Source organism: Rhodococcus sp. 05-2255-1e, assembly GCF_002259025.1.
GTDB classification, from domain to species: domain Bacteria; phylum Actinomycetota; class Actinomycetes; order Mycobacteriales; family Mycobacteriaceae; genus Rhodococcoides; species Rhodococcoides fascians.
Window position 1 is genome coordinate 77,963 of record NZ_NOZE01000013.1, and the last position, 21,576, is coordinate 99,538.

22 protein-coding genes are annotated in these 21,576 nt (G+C 64.3%); 4 read left to right on the forward strand and 18 right to left on the reverse strand.

Features of this window, described 5'->3' with window-relative positions:
* Positions 1-48: 48 nt before the first annotated feature.
* Complete coding sequence (locus CH262_RS10500; protein WP_032370831.1) at positions 49-528, forward strand: DUF4188 domain-containing protein; 480 nt, start codon at positions 49-51, stop codon at positions 526-528.
* Between the two features lie 11 nt (positions 529-539).
* Here CH262_RS10500 and nuoN read toward each other — a convergent pair whose 3' ends face one another.
* From nuoN to CH262_RS10570, 14 genes are all read right to left on the reverse strand, one after another.
* A complete protein-coding gene (gene nuoN, locus CH262_RS10505) occupies positions 540-2,102 on the reverse strand; it encodes an NADH-quinone oxidoreductase subunit NuoN (RefSeq protein ID WP_052057264.1) in 1,563 nt (520 codons plus the stop codon).
* Complete coding sequence (locus tag CH262_RS10510; protein ID WP_094717564.1) at positions 2,099-3,637, reverse strand: NADH-quinone oxidoreductase subunit M; 1,539 nt, start codon at positions 3,635-3,637, stop codon at positions 2,099-2,101. The genes nuoN and CH262_RS10510 overlap by 4 nt, the downstream gene beginning before the upstream one ends.
* A complete protein-coding gene (gene nuoL / locus CH262_RS10515; RefSeq protein WP_094717565.1) occupies positions 3,634-5,505 on the reverse strand; it encodes an NADH-quinone oxidoreductase subunit L in 1,872 nt (623 codons plus the stop codon). Before nuoL ends, CH262_RS10510 begins: the two co-directional genes overlap by 4 nt.
* Before the next feature lie 16 nt (positions 5,506-5,521).
* Positions 5,522-5,821 carry an NADH-quinone oxidoreductase subunit NuoK gene (gene nuoK, locus CH262_RS10520; RefSeq protein WP_032383367.1) on the reverse strand — a complete coding sequence of 100 codons (300 nt, stop codon included), beginning with the start codon at positions 5,819-5,821 and terminating at the stop codon, positions 5,522-5,524.
* A complete protein-coding gene (locus tag CH262_RS10525) occupies positions 5,818-6,585 on the reverse strand; it encodes an NADH-quinone oxidoreductase subunit J (protein WP_032400594.1) in 768 nt (255 codons plus the stop codon). Before CH262_RS10525 ends, nuoK begins: the two co-directional genes overlap by 4 nt.
* Complete coding sequence (gene nuoI / locus CH262_RS10530; RefSeq protein ID WP_094717566.1) at positions 6,582-7,127, reverse strand: NADH-quinone oxidoreductase subunit NuoI; 546 nt, start codon at positions 7,125-7,127, stop codon at positions 6,582-6,584. The genes CH262_RS10525 and nuoI overlap by 4 nt, the downstream gene beginning before the upstream one ends.
* Positions 7,120-8,400 (reverse strand): NADH-quinone oxidoreductase subunit NuoH, encoded by a 1,281-nt coding sequence (gene nuoH, locus CH262_RS10535; protein WP_032391636.1) that lies wholly within the window; start codon positions 8,398-8,400, stop codon positions 7,120-7,122. Before nuoH ends, nuoI begins: the two co-directional genes overlap by 8 nt.
* A 26-nt stretch (positions 8,401-8,426) precedes the next feature.
* Complete coding sequence (locus CH262_RS10540; protein WP_094717567.1) at positions 8,427-10,934, reverse strand: NADH-quinone oxidoreductase subunit G; 2,508 nt, start codon at positions 10,932-10,934, stop codon at positions 8,427-8,429.
* Positions 10,931-12,232 (reverse strand): NADH-quinone oxidoreductase subunit NuoF, encoded by a 1,302-nt coding sequence (gene nuoF / locus CH262_RS10545; RefSeq protein WP_094717568.1) that lies wholly within the window; start codon positions 12,230-12,232, stop codon positions 10,931-10,933. Before nuoF ends, CH262_RS10540 begins: the two co-directional genes overlap by 4 nt.
* Before the next feature lies 1 nt (position 12,233).
* Positions 12,234-13,130, reverse strand: a complete 897-nt coding sequence (nuoE, locus tag CH262_RS10550) for an NADH-quinone oxidoreductase subunit NuoE (protein WP_094717569.1) — start codon at positions 13,128-13,130, stop codon at positions 12,234-12,236.
* Entirely contained in the window at positions 13,127-14,425 is a 1,299-nt protein-coding gene (gene nuoD, locus CH262_RS10555; protein WP_094662988.1) for an NADH dehydrogenase (quinone) subunit D, read from the reverse strand. The genes nuoE and nuoD overlap by 4 nt, the downstream gene beginning before the upstream one ends.
* The gene (locus CH262_RS10560; protein WP_174557255.1) at positions 14,425-15,129 is read right to left on the reverse strand and encodes an NADH-quinone oxidoreductase subunit C; all 705 of its coding nucleotides are present in this window, start codon (positions 15,127-15,129) and stop codon (positions 14,425-14,427) included. The genes nuoD and CH262_RS10560 overlap by 1 nt, the downstream gene beginning before the upstream one ends.
* Positions 15,126-15,680, reverse strand: coding sequence for a NuoB/complex I 20 kDa subunit family protein (locus CH262_RS10565; protein WP_027496776.1), 555 nt, complete (start codon positions 15,678-15,680; stop codon positions 15,126-15,128). The genes CH262_RS10560 and CH262_RS10565 overlap by 4 nt, the downstream gene beginning before the upstream one ends.
* Positions 15,681-15,751: 71 nt before the next feature.
* Entirely contained in the window at positions 15,752-16,111 is a 360-nt protein-coding gene (locus CH262_RS10570) for an NADH-quinone oxidoreductase subunit A (RefSeq protein WP_027496775.1), read from the reverse strand.
* A 290-nt stretch (positions 16,112-16,401) separates the two neighbouring features.
* On the opposite strand from CH262_RS10570, the gene CH262_RS10575 reads away from it, so the two are divergent.
* On the forward strand, positions 16,402-17,115 hold the full coding sequence (locus CH262_RS10575) for an aquaporin (protein ID WP_032370827.1): 714 nt from the start codon (positions 16,402-16,404) through the stop codon (positions 17,113-17,115).
* A 1-nt stretch (position 17,116) separates the two neighbouring features.
* Here the strand turns inward: CH262_RS10575 and CH262_RS10580 are convergent, their stop codons facing one another.
* On the reverse strand, positions 17,117-17,566 hold the full coding sequence (locus CH262_RS10580) for a hypothetical protein (protein ID WP_094717728.1): 450 nt from the start codon (positions 17,564-17,566) through the stop codon (positions 17,117-17,119).
* An 89-nt stretch (positions 17,567-17,655) separates the two neighbouring features.
* Positions 17,656-18,291, reverse strand: a complete 636-nt coding sequence (locus tag CH262_RS10585; RefSeq protein ID WP_141214967.1) for an AMIN-like domain-containing (lipo)protein — start codon at positions 18,289-18,291, stop codon at positions 17,656-17,658.
* A gap of 100 nt (positions 18,292-18,391) precedes the next feature.
* On the opposite strand from CH262_RS10585, the gene CH262_RS10590 reads away from it, so the two are divergent.
* The gene (locus CH262_RS10590) at positions 18,392-18,667 is read left to right on the forward strand and encodes a hypothetical protein (protein WP_027496773.1); all 276 of its coding nucleotides are present in this window, start codon (positions 18,392-18,394) and stop codon (positions 18,665-18,667) included.
* 2 nt (positions 18,668-18,669) lie between these two features.
* Here CH262_RS10590 and CH262_RS10595 read toward each other — a convergent pair whose 3' ends face one another.
* Positions 18,670-20,127, reverse strand: coding sequence for an APC family permease (locus tag CH262_RS10595; protein WP_094717570.1), 1,458 nt, complete (start codon positions 20,125-20,127; stop codon positions 18,670-18,672).
* A gap of 125 nt (positions 20,128-20,252) precedes the next feature.
* Positions 20,253-20,687 (reverse strand): hypothetical protein, encoded by a 435-nt coding sequence (locus CH262_RS10600; protein ID WP_094717571.1) that lies wholly within the window; start codon positions 20,685-20,687, stop codon positions 20,253-20,255.
* A 71-nt stretch (positions 20,688-20,758) separates the two neighbouring features.
* Between CH262_RS10600 and CH262_RS10605 the strand changes: the two genes are divergently transcribed.
* On the forward strand, positions 20,759-21,526 hold the full coding sequence (locus CH262_RS10605; protein WP_094717729.1) for a 2-phosphosulfolactate phosphatase: 768 nt from the start codon (positions 20,759-20,761) through the stop codon (positions 21,524-21,526).
* Positions 21,527-21,576: the final 50 nt, after the last annotated feature.

Here is a 21,576-nt window from a genome sequence, read left to right on the forward strand (position 1 = left end):
AGTGTCACGCCATGTGCTCGGCCCGAAACGAACAGACGGGAACACGACATGCAATCCATCATCGACGGCCGCACCACGGTCGAATCCGACCGCGACACCGTCACGGTCTTCCTCATCGGAATGCGCATCAACAATCCCCTTGCCGTTCGCTCCTGGCTTCCCGCCGCGCGCGCGATGCCGCGGATGCTCAGCCACCTCGAGCAGGATCCCACCTCCGGACTGCTCGGCTACCACTCGTGGTTGGGCCGCACCACCATGCTCGTCAGTTACTGGCGCAACGCGGAAGACCTGACGCGATTCGCCTCCGATCCCGACGCACCACATGCCCCCGCCTGGCGTGCCTTCAACCGATCGGTCGCTGCGACCGGCCATGTCGGCGTATGGCACGAAACCTATACCGCGACAGCCCAGGACAGTGAAGCGATCTACGTCAACATGCCGACATTCGGCCTCGCGGGAGCCATCGGTGGAATCCCCGTCGGCACCGGCTCGCACACGTGGAAGCAGCGAATGAAGTCCGCTAAGTAGGCCTGTACGAGCTAGAGGAAGTTCCCGGCCCGCGCGGCGATATCGAGAACGGGCTGAGGAAAGACTCCCAGTGCCACGGTGACGACCACCGACACCCCGATCGCACAGGCCACCGGCGCGGTAGGACGCACCACCGTGGCGGTCCGTTCGCTGGATTCGGTGAAGAACATCAGCACGATTACGCGCACGTAGAAGAACGCTGCAATCGCACTGCACACCACTCCGACCACGACCAGTGCGGCTCCCCCCGCACCCGAGGCTGCGCTGAACACCGCGAACTTACCGATGAACCCACTGGTGAGCGGGATCCCGGCGAACGAGAGCAGGAACAAACCGAACACAGCGGCGACGAGCGGCGAGCGGCGACCGATACCCGCCCATCGCTCCAGGTCGCTCACCTCACCGCGTTCGTCTCGGGCCAAACCGATGACCGCGAATCCACCCAGCGTGCTGAAGGCATAGGCAAGCAGGTAGAACATCGTGGCCGACACCCCCGAATCACGTACATCACCCGAACTACCCAGCGCAGTCACTCCGGTGAGGATGAACCCGGTGTGCGCCACGGACGAGTAGGCCAGCATCCGTTTGACGTCGGTCTGCGTCACCGCGACAACCGAACCGAGCACCATCGTCGCGATGGCGATCACCCACAACATCGGACGCCAACTCGACTCGAGACCGGGCAGCGCCATTCCGAAGATTCGCAGAATCGCACCGAAGGCCGCCACCTTGGTCACGGTGGCCATCAGCGCCGTCACCGGAGTGGGGGCACCCTGGTAGACGTCGGGAATCCACGAATGGAAAGGCACGGCACCGACTTTGAACAGCAGACCCACCGCAAGCAAGGCGGTTCCGATCAGTGCCAGTGATCTGCCCTGACCGTCTGCCGTGATGGCGTCGGCGATTCCGTCCAATCGGACCGTCCCGGCGTAGCCGTAGAGGAACGCGACTCCGAACAGGAAGAACGCAGACGAGAACGCGCCCAGCAGAAAGTATTTGAGGGCTGCTTCCTGTGAGAGCAGTCGTCGTCGTCTCGCCAGTCCGCACAGCAGATACAGCGGCAACGACAGCACTTCCAGCGCCACGAACATCGTCAGCAGATCCGTGGACGCCGGAAACAGCAGCATGCCGCCGATCGCGAACATCGCCAGTGGAAAGACCTCGGTCTGGGCGACGCCTGCATCGATGGCCTGCTTCTCTGCCACGCTGCCCGGCGTGGTCGAGGCCTGCGGAGTGAACGAGTCGATGCGGCGCTCGGCCCCAGCCCCGGTGACGGCGACGGTGCGCTCCGCCAACAGTGCGATGGCCGGAATTGCCACGAGCACAATGGTTCCCTGCAGGAACAGAGTCGGTCCGTCGATCGCGACGGCCCCGTTCATCGCGGCTGCCTCGGTGCCGGCCAGGCCGAGCACTGCCGCGAGGGCGCCGACCAGCCCTGCCAGAGCGAGACCCACGTGGGTTGCGCGACGAGCACGTAGCGGTACGAACGCCTCGACGAGAACCCCGAGAACCGCGACACCGAAGACGATCAACATGGGCGACAGCAGACCGTACTGCACTTCGGGAGTGGTCATCGTTGACCTCCTGCACTGTCGACGATCGTGGATTGCACTGCTGGAGTGATGATGTCGAGTGCCGGTTTCGGGTACACCCCGAACACGACTAGCAGCGCGAGCAATGGGATCACCACCAACGCCTCACGGGGAACGAGATCGGAGATCTTCTCGTTGCCCTCTCGGACCGGCCCCGTCATCACCCGTTGATAGAGCCAGAGAATGTAGATCGCCGACAGCACGAGCGCACCGGTGGCCACGATTGCGGCGACGCCGTAGCGACCGAATGTGCCGATCAGCACCAAGAATTCGCTGATGAACGGGGCGAGACCGGGTAGCGAGAGCGTGGCCAGACCAGAGATCAGAAACGTTCCGGCGAGCACCGGCGCGACCTTCTGGACGCCGCCGTAGTCGGCGATCGCGCGTGAACCACGACGGGACACGAGAAAGCCTGCGATCAAGAACAATGCGGCGGTGGAGATTCCATGGTTGACCATGTACAGCGTGGCACCGGCCTGACTCTGACCGGTCATCGCGAAGATGCCGAGGATGATGAACCCGAAGTGCGAAATCGAGGTGTAGGCAATGAGTCTCATCATGTCGGTCTGACCGATCGCCAGTATCGCGCCGTACACGATGCCGATCACCGCGAGCGTGATGATCCACGGGGCGAACGTCTGCGACGAACCGGGAAAGAGCTCGAGGCAGAAGCGCAGCATGGCGAAGGTGCCGACCTTGTCCACCACCGACATCATCAGCACAGCAGTCGCCGGGGTGGACTGCACTGCAGCGTCGGGTAGCCACGTGTGGAACGGCCACAGCGGTGCCTTGATCGCGAACGCGAACATGAAGCCGAGGAACAGCGCGTTCAGAACCGTCGAATCCACACCGAGTCCCCCCGATGACGCCGCATCCGCGATCGCGCGTAGATCGAACGTCCCGCCGTCGAACGGGCCGTCGGGCCTGGCCGTGACGACGTACAACCCGATGACGGCAGCCAGCATCACCAGTCCACCGAACAGGTTGTAGAGCAGGAACTTCACCGCAGCGCGCGTTCGCTGAACACCGCCGAACGCACCGATGAGGAAGTACATCGGAATCAGCATCGCCTCGAAGAAGATGTAGAACAGCAATACGTCCAAGGCGAGGAACGAGACGATCACCATGGACTCGACCACCAGGATCAACGCCATGTAGGTGTGCGAGACCCGACGCGATCCGTAGTTCGCGACGCGGCTGCCGTCGTGCCAGCCCGCGACGAGGAGCAATGGGGTCAGAACGGTGGTGAGCAACACCAGCACGAGGCCTATTCCGTCGAGGCCGAGCGTGTAGCGCGCACCGAATGCCGCTATCCAGGAATGATCTTCGAGGAACTGGTAGCGATCGCCACCGGAGTCGAATGCCACGGCGAGTACCACCGACACCACGAGTGTGCCGGTAGCGAACCCCACGGCGACACCACGCGCGATTGTCGGACGATCGGCCGGCACCAGGGCGACGACAATCGCGCCGAGAATCGGCAGAACCCACAGGACGGTCAGCCAGGGGAACGTCACAGGACCACCACCATCAGCACGACGAGAACTGCCCCCGCGAACATCGCCAACGCATAGGACCGTACGAATCCGGTCTGCAGCCGCCTCGATCGAGTCGATACTCCGCCGATCGATCTCCCCACCCCGTCCACGACCGCGTCGATACCCGCCTTGTCGGCGAATACCATTGTGTTCGTGAGCTTTTGACCGGGCCGCATGAATGCTGCCTCGTTGAAGGCGTCGCCGTACAGGTCAGCGCGTGCGGCTCTGGTCAGCACCGATACGTCCTCGGGTGGAGTCGGGGGAACGTCACGAGCGATGTACTTCCGGTACGCGACGCCGGCACCCACGAGTACCACCGCCAGAACTGCGACCGTCACGACCCAGGCAGGTATCGCGTGTTCTTCGTGCGCCGATCCCACCACCGGTTCCAGCCACGTCTCGAGGCGTCCACCCACCGCAAGGAAGGCACCCGATGCCACCGAGCCGACGGCCAACAGAATCATGGGGGCTGTCATCGTCGCCGACGCTTCGTGCGGATGTGCCTGCGCCGCCCAGCGTTTCGGGCCGAAGAACGTCATCAGCATCACCCGAGTCATGTAGAAGGCCGTCAAGCCCGCACCGAGCAACGTGACGCAGCCCAGCACCACACCTGCCGCTCCCCCGGCCGCGAACGCGATCTCGATGATCGGATCCTTGGCGAAGAAACCGGAGAACGGCGGAACTCCGATGATGGCGAGGTAGCCGAGACCGAACGTGACGAACGTGATCGGCATCGCGGCACGGAGCCCGCCGAACCGTCGCATGTCGGTCTCGTCGTTCATCGCGTGCATCACCGAGCCGGCCCCCAGGAACAGGCCTGCCTTGAAGAATCCGTGCGACAGCAGCAGCACGATGGCGAAGGCATAACCGGACGGGCCGAGTCCGGCCGCGAGCACCATGTACCCGATCTGACTCATCGTCGAGGCGGCGAGCGCCTTCTTGATGTCGTCTTTCGCACAACCGATGACGGCACCGAACAGCAACGTCACCGCGCCGACCGTGACGGTCGCCGCCCGCGCCACCGGCGAGGCCTCGAACACCGGTCCGGATCGGACGATGAGATACACCCCGGCGGTGACCATCGTCGCCGCGTGGATGAGTGCGGAGACCGGCGTCGGGCCCTCCATCGCGTCGCCGAGCCACGACTGCAGCGGCACCTGGGCCGACTTTCCGCAGGCCGCCAGCAGCAACATCAGTGCCATGGCGGTCGCCACCGAATCACCCGCGTTCCCGATTCCCGCGAACACCACGTCGTACTGCACAGACCCGAAGTTCACGAACATGATCATCAGGGCGATGGCCAAGCCGATATCGCCGACGCGGTTGACCACGAACGCTTTTCGAGCAGCCGTCGCTGCCGATGGCTTGTGTTGCCAGAATCCGATGAGCAAGTACGACGCCAGACCGACACCCTCCCACCCCAGATAGAGGCCGAGGAAATTGTCTGCCAGCACCAGCAGCAGCATGGCTGCGAGAAACAGATTGAGGTACGCGAAGAAGCGTCGCCGCTCCGGGTCATGGCTCATGTACCCGATCGAGTACACGTGAATGAGTGATCCGACCCCGGTGATCAACAGGACGAAACAGATCGAGAGTTGATCGGCACGCATGCCGAAATCGACCTCCAATTCGTCGACGGGCACCCAGCGGAACAGCGTGTGAGTGAGTGTTCTGTCCGACTCGTCCCGTCCGAGCATCGACGAGAACACCAGCGCCGCAACGACGAACGACGACACCGCGGCGGCCGTCGCGAGAAGGTGGCCCCACGAGTTGCAGCGCCGGCCACCGAGCAGAAGGACGGCCGCACCGAACGCCGGCAGAGCCGGGAGAAGCCACAGGATCGACATCGTTTCTGCTCCCCCGTCAGTTCTTCATCAGATTGTTCTCGTCCATCGAGATCGAGCGACGAGAACGGAAGATGGCCATGATGATCGCCAGGCCCACCACCACCTCGGCTGCAGCGACCACCATGGTGAAGAACGCGAACAACTGGCCGTCGAGATTGCCGTGCATGCGAGAGAACGTGACGAACGCGAGATTGACTGCGTTGAGCATCAATTCGATGCACATGAACACGATGATGGCGTTGCGCCTGACGATGACTCCCGCCGCGCCGATCGTGAACAGCAGAACCGACAGGTAGAGGTAGTTCTCTGGATTCATCGCACGTCACCCCCGTCCACCTTGTACTCGATGCCTCGATCGGCGAACAGTGCGTTGACGGACGAGTCCGACTCGCTTCCGTCCGGGAGCAGAGCCCGTCGATCGACGCCGTTGTGACGAGCGAACACACCGGGGCTCGGCAGCGGCGTCACCCTGGAGCCGTCACGGAACCGGTCCTGCGACATCTCCCGCTGACCCTTCACCGGTCCCAGAGCCTCCCGGTGCGCCAGAATCATCGCCCCGATGGTGGCCGTGATCAACAGCGCGCCGGTCAGCTCGAACGCCCAGACGTACTCGACGAAGATCAGTTCGGCCAGGCCTTCTACGTTTCCGGTGGAGTTGGCCGCGTCGAGTCCGGCGAAATCGAGTCGCCCGGCGCGGGCCGAGTCGCGCAGCAGCACCCCGATGATCAACAGCCCGAAGCCGATTCCGATGACGACGGCCGCGATACGGTGCCCGCGCAGTGTCTCGGTCAACGACTCCGAGGTGTCGACCCCGACGAGCATCAGGACGAACAGAAACAGCATCATGACCGCGCCGGTGTAGACGACGATCTGCACGACACCGAGAAACAGGGCCCCTTGGGCCATGTAGAAGGTAGCGAGAACGACCATGGTGGCCGCGAGGAACAGTGCCGAGTAGACGGCCTTCGTGCTCATCACCACACCCAGTGCACCGATGACCGCAACGACACCGAGGGTCCAGAACTGCACGGCCTCGCCGGTGGAGGTTGCCTCGAGCGCGAGCTGAACGGTGGCAGTCATCGAAGCGGCCCTCGATCGGTGTCGGCCTCGCTCTCGGCACCGGTGACGGCACCGCGGTAGTAGTCCTCTGCCGAACACCCCGGTGCCATCGCGTGCGGCGGCGGCACCATGTCCGGCTCCAGCGGTGCCAGCAGCGAATCCTTCTCGTAGATCAGGTCGGCTCTGTTGTCACCGGCCAGTTCGTATTCGTTGGTCATCGTCAGAGCCCGTGTGGGACAGGCCTCCACACACAGTCCGCAGCCGATGCACCGGAGATAGTTGATCTGGTAGACCCCGCCGTATCGCTCGCCCGGCGAAAACCGTTCGGTCTCGGTGTTGTCGGCACCTTCGACATAGATCGCGTCGGCCGGGCAGGCCCACGCACAGAGTTCGCAACCGATGCACTTCTCGAGCCCGTCGGCGTACCTGTTGAGCTGATGGCGGCCGTGATAGCGCACCTCGGTCGGCTTCTTATCCTCCGGATACAGCTCGGTTTCGGGCTTTTTGAACATGGTGGCGAAGGTGACACCGAAACCTGCTATAGGACCGAGGAATTCAGGCATCGGCGTTCTCCTTCTGGGACGCGGCCACGGTGGACCGTGCGCCGGCGTGCCGGCTCGCGATGTTCGTGCCCTGCTTCGGAATGGGAGGTACGGGAAACCCGCCCGCCGCAGCGTCGAACGGTGCGACGGGTGCAGCAGGCGGCAGGTTTCGTGTGCGCGCGCGGCGGCGCAGTAGGAGCAGCAGCGAACCCAGGACGGCGACTGCAAAGATCGTCGACACCACGAACGTGACCAGAGGTACGTCGTATCGCCCGGCCCCCAGTACCCGCACCGTCGCGATCACCATCACCCAGATCAGAGCGACGGGAATGAGGATCTTCCAGCCGAAGTTCATGAACTGGTCGTAACGCAATCGCGGCAACGTCGACCGCAACCAGATGAAGACGAACAGGAACACCCACACCTTGGCGACGAACCACAGCACCGGCCACCACCCGGAATTGGCACCGCTCCACAGACTCAACGGAATCGGAGCCCGCCAGCCACCCAGGAACAACGTGGTCGCGAGCGCCGACACCGTGACCATGTTGATGTACTCGGCAAGCATGAACATCGCGAAACGCAAGGAGGAATATTCCGTGTGGAACCCGCCCACCAACTCCCCCTCGGCCTCGGGCAAGTCGAACGGCGCGCGGTTGGTTTCACCCACCATCGCCGTCACGTACACCAGGAACGACGGCAACAACAGGAACACGTACCAGGTGTTCTGTTGCGCACCAACGATTCCGGACGTCGACATGGTGCCCGCGTACAGGAACACCGCAGCGAACGAAAGCCCCATCGCAACCTCGTAGGAAATGACCTGAGCCGTCGAACGCAGTGCACCCAGCAACGGATACGTCGAACTCGACGCCCAACCGGCCAGGACGATCCCGTACACACCCACCGAGGTCACCGCGAGGATGTACAGAACCCCCACCGGCAGGTCGGTCATCTGCAGCGGAGTCGTGGTACCGAACACCGACACCTCAGGCCCGAACGGAATCACCGCGAAGGCCATGAAGGCAGGGACCACCGAAATGATCGGAGCCAGAATGTAAATCGGCTTGTCGACGCCGGTCGGAGTGATTCCCTCTTTCAGAGCGAGCTTGATCCCGTCCATCAGAGACTGCAACAGTCCCCACGGACCCACCCGATTGGGCCCGACGCGCATCTGCATCCACGCCATGATCTTGCGCTCGGCATAGATGGCCACGAGCGGTGTGAGCACCAGAAAAACGAAGACCGCCAGGGCCTTGCCGACCACCAGCCACCACGGGTCGGTGCCGAACATCGACAGATCGGTCGGCGCTGCGACAATCACGATGCACCACCCTCGGGTCGTTCCGCAGGCTCCACTCCCGCACCCACGGGTCGTTCCGCGGGCTGATCCCTGCGAATCCTCACCACCGCACCCGACTCCGCGCCGAGTGAGCCGTACACCGAAGACCCCGGTGAGTTCATCGGCACCCACACCACGTTGTCGGGTAGATCGGTGACTTTCAGTGGCAACGTGATCGAGCCCCGGCCCGTCTCGACCCTGACCAGGTCGCCGGGCGACGCTTCGATGCTCGACGCCGTCGTCTCGGACAGCCTGATCACGGGTGCCCGGCCGGTCTGCGCGAGATTGTCCTCGCCGTCCTGCATCCGTCCCGAATCGATGAGCATTCGCCAGGTGGCCAGAATTGCCTGGCCGATGGAGAGCGTCGGCATATCTCGCCGTGGTGCCACTCGGGCCACAGGAATCCGTGATCCGCTCCAGGCTCCCAGCCGTGCCAACTCGCCGCGCGCCGCCGCCGCGTCGGGTAGCGACAGTTCGACTCCCATCTGCGCGGCAATGGCGTCGAGAACGCGTTGGTCGGGTAATACTGCGCCGGCACCGAGTGCGGTGTCGAACGTGCGAGGCCTGCCCTCCCAGTCGACGAAGGTTCCGGGCTTGTCGACCACCGGTGCCACCGGAAACACCACGTCGGCCCGCTCGGTGACGGCGCTGTGGCGCAGTTCCAGGCTGACCACGAAGGCCGATCGGTCCACCGCGTCGAGCGCACCCTGCGGATCGGGCAGATCGTCCGGGTCGATCCCTGCGGTGATCAGGGCGCGGTCAGGCCCGGTATCCGCCAGTATCGCCGCGGTATCTCGGCCCGCGTCCGTAGGCAGTTCTGTTACTCCCCACGCGGCTGCCACCTCGGCGCGGGCGGCGGCGTCGGCGACGGGCCGCCCGCCCGGCAGCAGGTTCGGCAACGCGCCTGCGTCGAGGGCACCGCGCTCTCCTGCCCGTCGCGGAATCCATGCCAGGTTCGCTCCGGTGTCGTCGGCCAACTTCGACGCTGCGGACAATGCACCGCGAACGGAACCGAGCCGCTCGCCCACGAGCACGATCGCTCCCGGGCTCCGGAGGAGCTGGGCGATCGATTCGGTACCCCGGTCACCGACGTGCAGTGCGTCGAGCCACTGTGGTTCCTCGCCGGGAATCGACTGCAGGAGTACCCCGTCGAGCTTGCGCAGACCGCGGCTGGCCCAGGGTGCGATCGACGCCACGACCACGCCGCGCGTCCGGCGCGCCTTGCGCAACCTGAGGAAGACCAGCGGTGACTCTTCTTCCGGCTCGAACCCCACCATCAACACCACAGGAGCGTTTTCGAGATCCGAGTAGGTCACGCCCAGCCCCGTCGCCGCGATACGACCGGCCAGGAACTCCGCTTCCTCGGCGCTGTGAGCACGGTTGCGGAAGTCGATGTCGTTGGTGTGCAGCACTGTTCGCGCGAACTTGGCGTATGCGTAGGAGTCTTCGACAGTCGATCTTCCGCCCACGAGTACCGCAGCGTTCCCGATCGACGCAGCCAGTCCCGTTGCCGCCGCCGCCAATGCGGCCGACCAGGACGTCTCGACCAGAGCCCCCGATTCGTCTCTGACCATCGGTGCGCCGATGCGGTCCGGCTCGCTGGCGTACTTGAATGCCCACCGGCCCTTGTCGCAGTTCCACTCTTCGTTGACCTGGGGATCGTCACCAGCCAACCGGCGGAGGACCTTGCCACGACGATGATCCGTGCGTTGCGCACAGCCTCCTGCGCAGTGTTCGCACACGCTCGGCGAGGACGTCAGATCGTACGGGCGCGCTCGGAACCGATACTCGGTGTTCGTCAGTGCACCCACGGGGCAGATCTGGACGGTGTTCCCCGAGAAGTAGGAGTCGAACGGCTCGGTGCCGAAGATGCCGACCTGTTGCACGGCACCGCGTTCGAGCAGCTCGATGGATGGATCACCGGCAACCTGCGCCGCGAAGCGAGTACATCGAGCGCACAGGACACAGCGTTCGCGATCGAGCAGAACCTCGGCCGACAACGGAATCGGTTTGGGATACGTACGTTTGGTCTCGGTGAACCTGGACTCGGTGCGACCCGCGGCCATCGCCTGATTCTGCAGTGGACACTCACCGCCCTTGTCGCACACCGGGCAATCGAGAGGATGATTGATCAGCAGCAATTCCATGACGCCACGTTGCGCTTTGCCCGCGACCTCCGACGTCACCTGAGTGCGCACCACCATGCCCTCGGCCACGGTCGTCGTACAGGACGCCAACGGCTTGCGTTGCCCCTCGACATCGACCAGACATTGGCGGCAGGCACCCACCGGATCGAGCAGCGGGTGATCGCAGAATCGCGGAATCTGTACGCCCATCAACTCGGCCGCGCGAATCACCAACGTGCCCTTGGGAACACTGATCTCGTGGTCGTCGATGGTCAGTGTCACCATCTCTACTGGGGCGACCGACACCTCAGGAGATGCAGGAGTGGAGCCCGCGGAACGACCGTGTGCTGCTGCAGTCATGACGTCAGCTCCTCTGCCATCAGGGTCGATCGGTGTGGATCGAAGGGGCATCCCTGCTCGGTGACGTGACGGATGTATTCGTCACGGAAGTACTTCAGCGAAGACACGATCGGGCTGGCGGCACCGTCTCCCAACGCGCAGAAGGACTTTCCGGCGATGCCGTCGGCGATGTCGAGCAGGGTCCTCAGGTCGGCCTCGGTGCCGGTTCCACCGTCGAGGCGGCGCAGGATTTGCACCAGCCAGTACGTGCCTTCCCGGCACGGTGTGCATTTGCCGCAGGATTCGTGTGCGTAGAACTCGGTCCAGCGCAGCACCGCTCGCACCACGCAGGTCGTCTCGTCGAATATTTGCAAGGCCTTTGTGCCCAGCATCGATCCGGCGGCACCGACGCCCTCGTAGTCGAGTGGGACATCGAGATGCTCGCCGGTGAACATCGGCGTCGAGGATCCTCCCGGCGTCCAGAACTTCAGTTCGTGTCCCGGTCTGATCCCGCCCGCGTAGCCGAGCAACTCCCGCAGCGTGATCCCCAACGGTGCCTCGTACTGGCCTGGACGGCAGACGTGGCCCGAGATGGAGTACAGCGTGAAGCCGGGCGACTTCTCGGTACCCATCGATCGGAACCACTCGATTCCTTTGCGCAGGATCACTGGAACACTGGCAATCGATTCGACGTTGTTCACCACCGTCGGGCGCGCGTAGAGGCCCGCCACTGCGGGGAACGGTGGCCGCAGCCGAGGTTGTCCGCGCCGACCTTCCAACGAGTCGAGGAGGGCTGTCTCCTCACCGCAGATGTAGGCGCCGGCTCCGGCGTGGATCACCAACTCCAAGTCGAATTTCGTTCCGAGAACACCCTTTCCCAGATAGCCCGCCGCGTAGGCCTCGGCGACCGCAGCCTGCAGCCTGCGTAGCACCGGCACTACCTCGCCGCGGACGTACACGAATGCATGGGATGCGCGAATTGCGTACGCGGCGATCACTATTCCTTCGACAAGCGTGTGCGGGCTCGCCATCAGCAGTGGCATGTCCTTGCAGGTACCCGGCTCGGACTCGTCGGCATTGACCACCAGATAATGCTCTTTACCGTCGTTCTGCGGGATGAAGCTCCACTTCGTTCCGGTCGGAAATCCTGCGCCGCCGCGACCGCGTAATCCGGATTCCTTGACGAAGGCGATGAGGTCGTCGGGGTCCATCGCGAGGGCCTTCTCGAGCCCGCGGTATCCGTCGTGGCTGCGGTAGACGTCGAGCGTCCAGGAATTCTTCTCGTCCCAGAACTCGCTCAACACCGGCGTCAGGGCCATGTCACGCTCCCTTCGTCGGTGGATCGGTCTCGGTGGTGTTCGGTTGTGGTGGCACGGTCGCCGAGGGTGCCGGTGCGGGCTTGTCTCGCACCGTCTCCGGTGCGGCCGCGGCTCCGACGTCCGGGTGATCGTCGTTCGGTCGTGCCCCGGCCTCGGGTGCCGACATCGCGTGTTCGCGCGCGTATCGCAGTCCGGCCAGGGTGGCATGGCCTGCACTACCGGTCGCTTCGAGTGCCTCGGGCCGATCGTCGGAAAATCCGGCGAGAATCCGCTCGGTCTCGCGGAACGAGCACAGCGGTGCTCCACGAGTCGGAGTGAACTGGGTGCCGGATCGAAGTGCATCGACCAGATCCCGCGCAGACGACGGGGTGCTGTTGTCGAAGAACTCCCAATTGACCATCATCACCGGGGCGTAATCGCATGCGGCATTGCACTCGATGTGTTCGAGGGTGATCGTGCCGTCGGCGGTGGTACCTCCGTGCTCGACGTCCAGGTGATCACGCAGCGCGTCCATGATGGCGTCGCCGCCCATGACAGCACACAGCGTGTTGGTGCACACGCCGACGCGGTACGTCCCGGTGGGTTCGCGTCGATACATCGAGTAGAAGGTCGCGACTGCAGTCACCTCCGCCCCGGTGAGTTCGAGTACCTCCGAGCAGAATTCGATTCCAGCGGGCGTGAGGCAGCCGTCCTCGGCTTGCACGAGATGGAGCAACGGCAGCAGGGCCGATCTGGCCTGCGGATAGCGCGCGACGACGATATCGGCGTCGGCGTGCAGCCGGGCGAGCACCTCGGCGGGATACGACGTTCGTGCACCCGGCGTGGCCAGTTGCACCGGTTCGTCCGGCCGGGCTCCGAGTTGGATCAGAACCGGTTCCGACTGGGGCTGCGCGGTCATCGATCCACCCCACCCATCACCGGGTCGATACTGGCGACCGCGGCGATGACGTCGGAGATCATTCCGCCCTCGCACATTGCCGCCACCGCTTGCAGGTTGGTGAAGGACGGATCTCTGAAATGCACTCGGTACGGCCTGGTTCCACCGTCGCTGACGATGTGTACCCCGAGCTCCCCTCGCGGCGACTCCACCGAGGACAACACCTGGCCGGCCGGGACCCGCATTCCCTCGGTCACCAGTTTGAAGTGGTGAATCAGCGATTCCATCGAGGTGTCCATGATGGTCCGCACATGCTCCTGTGAGTTGCCCAGGCCATCGGGTCCCGAGACCAGCTCGGCCGGCCACGCGATCTTCTTGTCGTCGATGACGACCGGGCCGGGACGCAGGCGGTCGAGGGCCTGTTCGACTATCTTGAGCGATTCCTTCATTTCTTCGACGCGAATCAGATATCGCCCGTAGCAGTCGCATCCGGTGTCGGTCACCACGTCGAACTCGTAGTTCTCGTACCCGCAGTACGGATCGGACCGTCGCAGGTCGTAGGGCAGTCCGGTCGAACGCAGCACCGGACCGGTGACGCCCAGCGCCATACATCCGGTGAGATCGAGATAACCTACGTGCTCGGTTCTGGCTTTCCAGATCGGGTTGTCGTTGAGCATGAGTTCGAGGTCGCGCAGGCGTCCCGGCAGCACGCGAAGGAGCTCACGTACCCTGCCGACCGCGTCCTCGGGTAGGTCCTGCGACAGTCCGCCCGGCCGGATGTAGGCGTGGTTCATGCGCAGGCCGGTGATGGCCTCGAAGACGTCGAGTATCAGCTCGCGCTCACGGAACCCGAACAGCATCGCGGTGACCGCTCCCAATTCCATTCCGCCCGTGGCCAATGCGACGAGATGCGACGAGATGCGATTCAGCTCCATCAGCATCACCCGGATCACCGTGGCGCGCTCGGGAATGTCGTCGGTTATACCCAGTAGCTTCTCCACGCCGAGGCAGTATGCGGTTTCGTTGAAGAACGGCGACAGGTAGTCCATGCGGGTGACGAACGTGACGCCCTGGGTCCAGTTTCGGTACTCGAGATTCTTCTCGATTCCCGTGTGCAGATACCCGATCCCGCAACGAGCCTCGGTGACGGTCTCGCCCTCGATTTCGAGAATCAACCGCAGCACGCCGTGTGTTGACGGGTGCTGCGGGCCCATGTTGACCACGATCCGCTCGGTACTCGATCCGCGGGCCAACTCGACGACGTCGTCCCAGTCCTGTCCGGAGACCGCGTAGATGGTTTCGTCCGTTGCACTCATCAGTTGTACGACCTGCGCTCGTTGGGAGGCGCGACGCGAGCGCCCTTGTACTCGATGGGAATTCCGCCCAGCGGATAGTCCTTGCGTTGTGGATGACCGACCCAGTCGTCGGGCATCTCGATCCGCGTCAATGCAGGATGACCGTCGAAGACGATGCCGAAGAAGTCGTAGACCTCGCGCTCGTGCCAGTCGTTGGTGGGATACACCCCGCACAGCGACGGACTGTGTGGATCGTCGTCGGGGACGGCAACTTCGAGTCGGAGCCGACGGCCGTGCGTGATGGAGACCAGATGGTACACAACGTGCAACTCCCGGCCGATCAGGTCCGGATAGTGCACACCCGATGCGCCGGTACACAATTCGAATCGCAATTCTTCGTCGTCCCGTAGCGCCTGGGCGACGGCAGGCACGTACTCCCGCACCAGATGCAGCGTCAATTCGCCGCGATGAATCACCACCCGTTCGACGGCGGCGTCGAACGTAGCGACGGGGTTCACAGCAAGAAGGACGGTGGCCAACCGATCGACGAGGGCATCGAAGTAGCCGCCGTAGGGCCGCGTCGCGGTGTCCTCCGCTGCCGCCGGCGGCACCAATCGGCCGTAGCCCGACGTGTCGCCACTACCGCGAACCCCGAACATCCCGCGTGGCCGCTGAGACATTTTTCCTGGCGGCTGAGACATCCCACCCGGCGGCTGCGCCGTCATCGGAGCAAACCCTTCAGATCGATCGTCGGGGTGGACGAGAGTGCAGCCGCCTCGGCGGCCGCTCGCACCTGTTCCCGGTTCACACCCAACGGCATCTGCTGAATCTTTTTGTGCAACTCCAGGATTGCGTTGAGCAGCATCTCGGGCCGAGGCGGGCACCCGGGCAGATAGATGTCGACGGGCACGATGTGGTCCACTCCCTGGACCACCGCGTAGTTGTTGAACATTCCGCCCGAGGATGCACAGACACCCATGGCGAGAACCCATTTCGGTTCTGCCATCTGGTCGTAGACCTGCCTCAACACCGGAGCCATCTTCTGGCTGACGCGGCCGGCCACGATCATCAGATCCGCCTGCCGGGGGGACGCGCGAAACGCTTCCATTCCGAATCGCGCGAGATCGAAACGGCCGGACGTGGTGGCCATCATTTCGATGGCACAACATGCGAGCCCGAAGGTGGCGGGCCACAGCGAGCCCTTACGTGCGTACCCGGCCAACCCCTCGACGGTGGTCAGCAGGAATCCGCTGGGTAGCTTCTCTTCGAGTCCCATCGATCACGCTCTTTCGCTTCCGCAGAATGAGAACAGTGCATCGTTCCGTCGTCGTATCCGAGATCGTGTGGTCAGTCCCAACCGAGCCCGCCTCGCCGCCACTCGTACACGTAGGCCACCGACACGTTCACGACGAACAACGCCATCGCGACGAGCCCGAACGCACCGAGAACGTCGAGGTGGACGGCCCAGGGATAGAGGAAGACGATCTCGATGTCGAAGATGATGAACAGCATCGCGGTGAGATAGAACTTCACCGGAAATCGTTGTCCCGTAGGCGCATGCATCGTGGGTTCGATTCCACATTCGTACGCGTCGAACTTCGCTCGGTTGTATCGGGCGGGTCCCACCATCGTGCCGACCATCACCGAGAAGACCGCGAACGCGACTGCGACGGCACCCAGGACGAGAATCGGAACGTAGGCGTTCATTCGGGCATCCGCTCCCTCGATCGACGACCGCGCCGCCGCGAAAGTAAATGCGACGGCCGTACCAATGTGACCTGAACCACACAGTATGGGTTCGGTGCAGATCTCGCGGGATTTCGAGCAGTCCAGTTTCGTAAACCGTTGACGCGCATGGGCCACCCACCCTCGGACCCAATCATTGATGTGATCCACATCACTCTTGCCTCACATGCGGTCCACACCGCGAGGGACGACCAATCACCGAACATTTCCGGCCACCCGACCCGGGCTGCCGCCACCACTAAGGAGAGACGATGAAGTCGATTTCCGTCTCGGCGCTCGCCGCCGAGGGACTGGGAACTGCCCTGCTCGTGATATTCGGCGTCGGCACCGCCGTCATCGCGGGCGACACCGTCGGAACCCCGGGCATCGCCCTGGCGTTCGGACTCACACTGCTTGCCCTCGTCTACGCGATCGGCCCGATCTCGGGCTGCCACATCAACCCGGCCGTGACGATCGGAGCCCTGATAGCTCGCGCCATCACCCCGATCAAGGCTGCGTTCTACATCGCCGCCCAGGCCGCAGGTGCAGTGATCGGCGCGCTGGTCGTACTGTTGGTCGCATCGGGCCGTCCCGGGTACGACATGTCGTCGGACGGTCTGGGCACCAACGGATTCGGCAGCTCCTCGCCCGGAGCGTACGGCTTGGCGTCGGTCGCGGTGTTCGAGACGATCGCGACCGGCCTGCTCGTACTCGTTGTACTCGCCACCACGGCCCCCACCGTTCACCCCGTCGTGGCGGCCGGCATCCCGATCGGCCTCACCCTGACCGTGGTTCACCTGCTGGGCATCGGAATCGACTCGACCTCGGTCAACCCTGCTCGGTCCCTCGGCCCCGCCCTCGTCGCCGGCGGCCCTGCCCTGTCACAACTGTGGGTGTTCGTGGTGTTCCCCGTGCTCGGAGCTGTTGTCGCCGGCTCGATCCACCGGTTCGTGCTGACGGTGCCCGCATCGGAGAAAACGGTCTGATTTACCGCGATCGAGAGACCCTGGCACCGACGCGACCCGAGTGCTGCCTCAGCAGATCGACCACCGCGCGCCCGAGTCGAATCGGATCCACTGGATGGGGAACTGCGGCCTCGGCGCGCGACCAGTCGGCCAACCACCGGTCGTCGGGGCGTCCGATGAGCACCAGCACCGGCGGGCAGTCGTCGATCTCGTCCTTGAGTTGCTTGGCCAAACCCAGTCCGCCGACGGGCGAGGACTCACCGTCGAGGATCGCCACATCGATTCCACCCGCGTCCAGGTGCTCGATGACCACGGCCGCGGTGGCAACCTCGACGAAGTCGACGACGCCGAGCGCCGGATCGGGCCGGGTGCCCACCGCAGACATCACCTGAGCGCGCGTGGCCGCGTTACTGCTGTACACGAGCACATGCACCTGACCTGCCGAACTTGCTCCCGCTGTGGCGTCGGACACACCGCGATGGTAGCGCGGCCCCCGGTGGACCGGGCCCGAACGCACGTCGCAGAGGTACTTTCGCGTCGTCGACGTCGGGTGGCGGCAGCTCAGGAGATGGTGACGATCACGGCGGCCGGTTCCTCGGTGCTGTGCACCGCGAAGTCCGGACGGTCTGACGCCACGGCGACGAAGGACTGTGAGATTCCATCGGCATCGGCCAGGAAGTCGACCGCCACCACGGCGGAGTCCGGCTCGTTGCGAATCCGATCCGGCCCGGCATACGGAACGACGGTGACATCCGGCTCGGTCGAGGTACCGGCGATGTCGACCTGGAGTACGGCTCGCCCGGGAAGCGCGACCGGCTCACTGGTTCCGTATCGGACGGCCTCGTCGACGTAGCGCACCGTATAGGACACCGGCCCGTTGCCGCGCAGTCGATACTCGACGGAGGAGGCTCGCAACACCACGTCCGTCACCGCCACGGGTGAGCCCGACGGGTGACGAATTCCCTCCAGCGACAGTCCCGGCACGACCGGCGGCACCGTTTCGGTGGGGGCGGTCGGCGCGGTGAACGGGTCACCGACCACGAGCGAGCCGGTGGCGGTCTCGAAGTTCGGTGACGACGACGCATCGGGCGTCGGGCGAGGTGCCTCACCGGCGGAGCAACCGACGAGCAGCACAGCAGCGAGCAGTGGCGCTAAGACCGACCCGGCCGCCACAGGCCTGCGATACCCCTCGCTCATCGACTCACCGTACAGATGAAACCGATCGGTTCAATAGTGTCGATCGGCCGCAGTTCGGTCACGGTCCCACCTGCCGCAAATCCTGCTAGCGTCGTCGAGCATGGAGCCCACGAGCTATTCGTCCGGTGAACGCGTGTTCGGACCTCCCAACGGGACGTTCGACGCGGACTGGGCGGCCACTGCGCTGCGGTCCAACCGACCGGAATTGGACCACCCGACCTCGGTGCGACTGGTCGAGCGGGCCTGGGAGTTGCTTCGATCGTCGAATCTTCGCGGCGAGCCACTCGCGACGGCTCTGGATCTCGAGCCCGGCCTCGCCTCGGCGGTCGCGGCCGTGGCAACGGAGACGGCGGAGCTCTACCTCGACCGACGGTAGGTCTATCGGTCGACCACCTCCGTCGCCAACCTCGCATTGCGGCGCCCGTAGGCGAAGTAGATCAACAGACCGAGGGCCAACCAGACCAGAAACCGTATCCACGTCTCCACCACCAGGTTGGCCATCAGGTAGACGCACGAGAGCCCGGACAGAATCGGCACGACGGGAGACAGCGGAACCCGAAAGGGCCGCTCGAGATCCGGCTTGGTCCGACGCAGGATCGGCACTGCCGCCGAGACCAGCAGAAACGCGAACAGGGCTCCGATGCTGACCATCTCGGCCAGTTCCTTCAGCGGTACCAGGGCCCCCAGCAGCGCCACGAACACCACGACGCCGACGGTCAACCGGGTCGGAGTCCCGAAACGGGGAGACACCTTCGCAACCGACTTGGGTAGCAAACCGTCCCGGCCCATCGCGAAGCCGATTCGGCTGATGGTCACCAACTCGACCAGAATGACCGACGTCAGACCCGCGACGGCCGCTATCGAGACCAGAACACCCGCCCAGCCTGCACCCACAGAATCGAACGCCTTGGCAATGGGTGCGCTGTCGTCGAGCTCGGTGTATTTCACCATGCCGGTGACGACGAACGCGACCATCATGTACAGCAACGTGCATGCCACGAGCGTGCCGATCAGTGCACGAGGCAGATCATGGGCGGGCCGCTCGGCCTCCTCACTGAGATTGGCAACGGCCTCGAATCCTGTGTAGGCGAAGAACACGACCGCTGCAGCGGTGACGACGCCGGCAAATCCGAACGCCGAGGGTGCGATTCCGGCCACGGCCTGCATCAGGGGCTGATCGAGCATCGAGCCACCGGCCTCGGCGGGCACGGACTCGGGCACGAACGGAACCAGGTTCGACTTCTGGACGAAGAACAGGCCGGCGATCACGATGAACACCGAAATGGCGACCTTGATCAGAACCAGCACGTTGGTCACTCGCGCCGACTCCTTGACTCCCACAGCGGCAATGACGCCCAGCACCGCGACGATGGCAACAGCACCGACGTTCACCGGCGCTTCCTCCGTGAACAAGCTGGGTGGCAGAGAAAAGAGATCCGCGAGGTAGCCGGACCAGCTTCGAGCGACAACGGCAGCACCCAAAGCGAATTCGAGGATCAAATCCCATCCGATGATCCACGCGAACAGCTCCCCCAGGGTGGCGTACGCGTACGTGTACGCACTGCCCGCCGTCGGCACGGCCGATGCAAGTTCCGCATAACACAGTGCGGCAAGCAAACTCACGACACCGGCGATGACGAAGGAGATCACGACCGCCGGGCCGGCATTTTCTTTGGCCTGTACACCGGTGAGCGTGAATATTCCGGTTCCGATGACGATGCCGACCCCGAAACCGACCAAATCGCGTAACCCGAGCTGCTTGCGCAGACTGCCGGACCCCTCGTCGTCGACGTCGCTCTCGATCTCGTCGACGGACTTCGTGCGAAACATTCCCATTTCCCGACGCTAAGCCATCCACTGTTTCCGCGCCGGAGGAAAGGTGGTGTTTGTTTTCGCGATTGTCGGTTATCCGGACAAATCGGAAATCCTTGCGTCACAACCGTCCTCGGGACCGAGCGACACTAGGACCGTCCCAAGAATTGTTCGGCGAAAAATCCGGCCAGCAGTACCGCGGTCCCGCCGATCTCGCCGACGATCAGAGCGAGCATGAACAGGTGCGTCCCCGGAACGGGATGGACGAACTGATTCTCGGTGTCTCGCCGGATCCCGTGCACGGTGTAGCCGGCGATCGCGGCGACGAAGAACACCAGCACCACCACCGCTGCGGTCAGGTCGACCACCGTCGGCCAGGCGCTGTAGTGCGCGAGAGCCGCAAGAACGAGCGCAGCGAAGGAGTACATCAACGCTGCCCGATGCGCGATGTCGACGTATCGGTGCGCAATTCCGTCGCTCGACGTGGACATCTGGTGGTACTTGAGCACTCCGAGCGCCAACGCCCACATCAGCAACACACCCGACGCGAACACGATCACTTTCGTGTCGATCTCCAGCTGCATCCGCGCCTCCCCTTGGTTCCGCTGTCCGGGCCGAACGTAGCACCGGACGCATGGTTGGTTACGGTTCCGCAATGCCGGTCGACTCCGCCCACACTCAGAACGACTGCGCATTGCGCTTCGAGTGGGGCCTGTCCGCGATCGACGCTGTGGTCGCCGGTGCCGATATCGCCGTCGTCGTGGACGTCCTGTCGTTCACGACCACTCTGACCGTGGCGATGGACGCCGGAATCGAGGTCGTACCCAGCCGATGGCGCGACGACCGTGCCACCCACCTGGCCGAGCAACACGACGCCGTTCTCGCAGTCGGCCGTTCGGTTGCCACGCCGGGCGACGTCAGCTTGTGTCCTGCCACCGTGCGCGCCGCCGCACCGCCACCGAGACGACTCGTGTTGCCGTCGCCGAACGGTTCCACGATCGCCCACGCACTCGCCGCCCGGGTCGACACGTGCGTGGGCGCATCGCTCCGCAACGCCGCCGCGATCGCGCAGTGGGTCGTCGACGACCATCCCCACAGCGTGATTGCCGTCATAGCCGCCGGTGAGAGATGGCCGGATTCGTCGTTGCGGCCCGCAGTGGAGGACTTGTGGGGTGCCGGAGCCGTGCTGGCACCGCTCGTGGAGTCCGGCCTGTTCGATCCATCCCCCGAGGCGGTGGTCGCTGCGACCGCGTGGCACGCGACCGCGTCGGATATAGCTACCGGCCTGCGGCGATGCGGCTCGGGGCGGGAGCTCATAGCGATGGGCCACCCCGAGGACGTCGACATCGCCGCCGAGGTCGGCTCGAGTTCCTGCGTGCCGATACTGCGCGGCGAGACCTTCGTCGAGCACCGAGGCCGATAGCCCCATCGGGCCTATGAAACCCGCACCGACGCGGCCGATCGTGTCCGAAA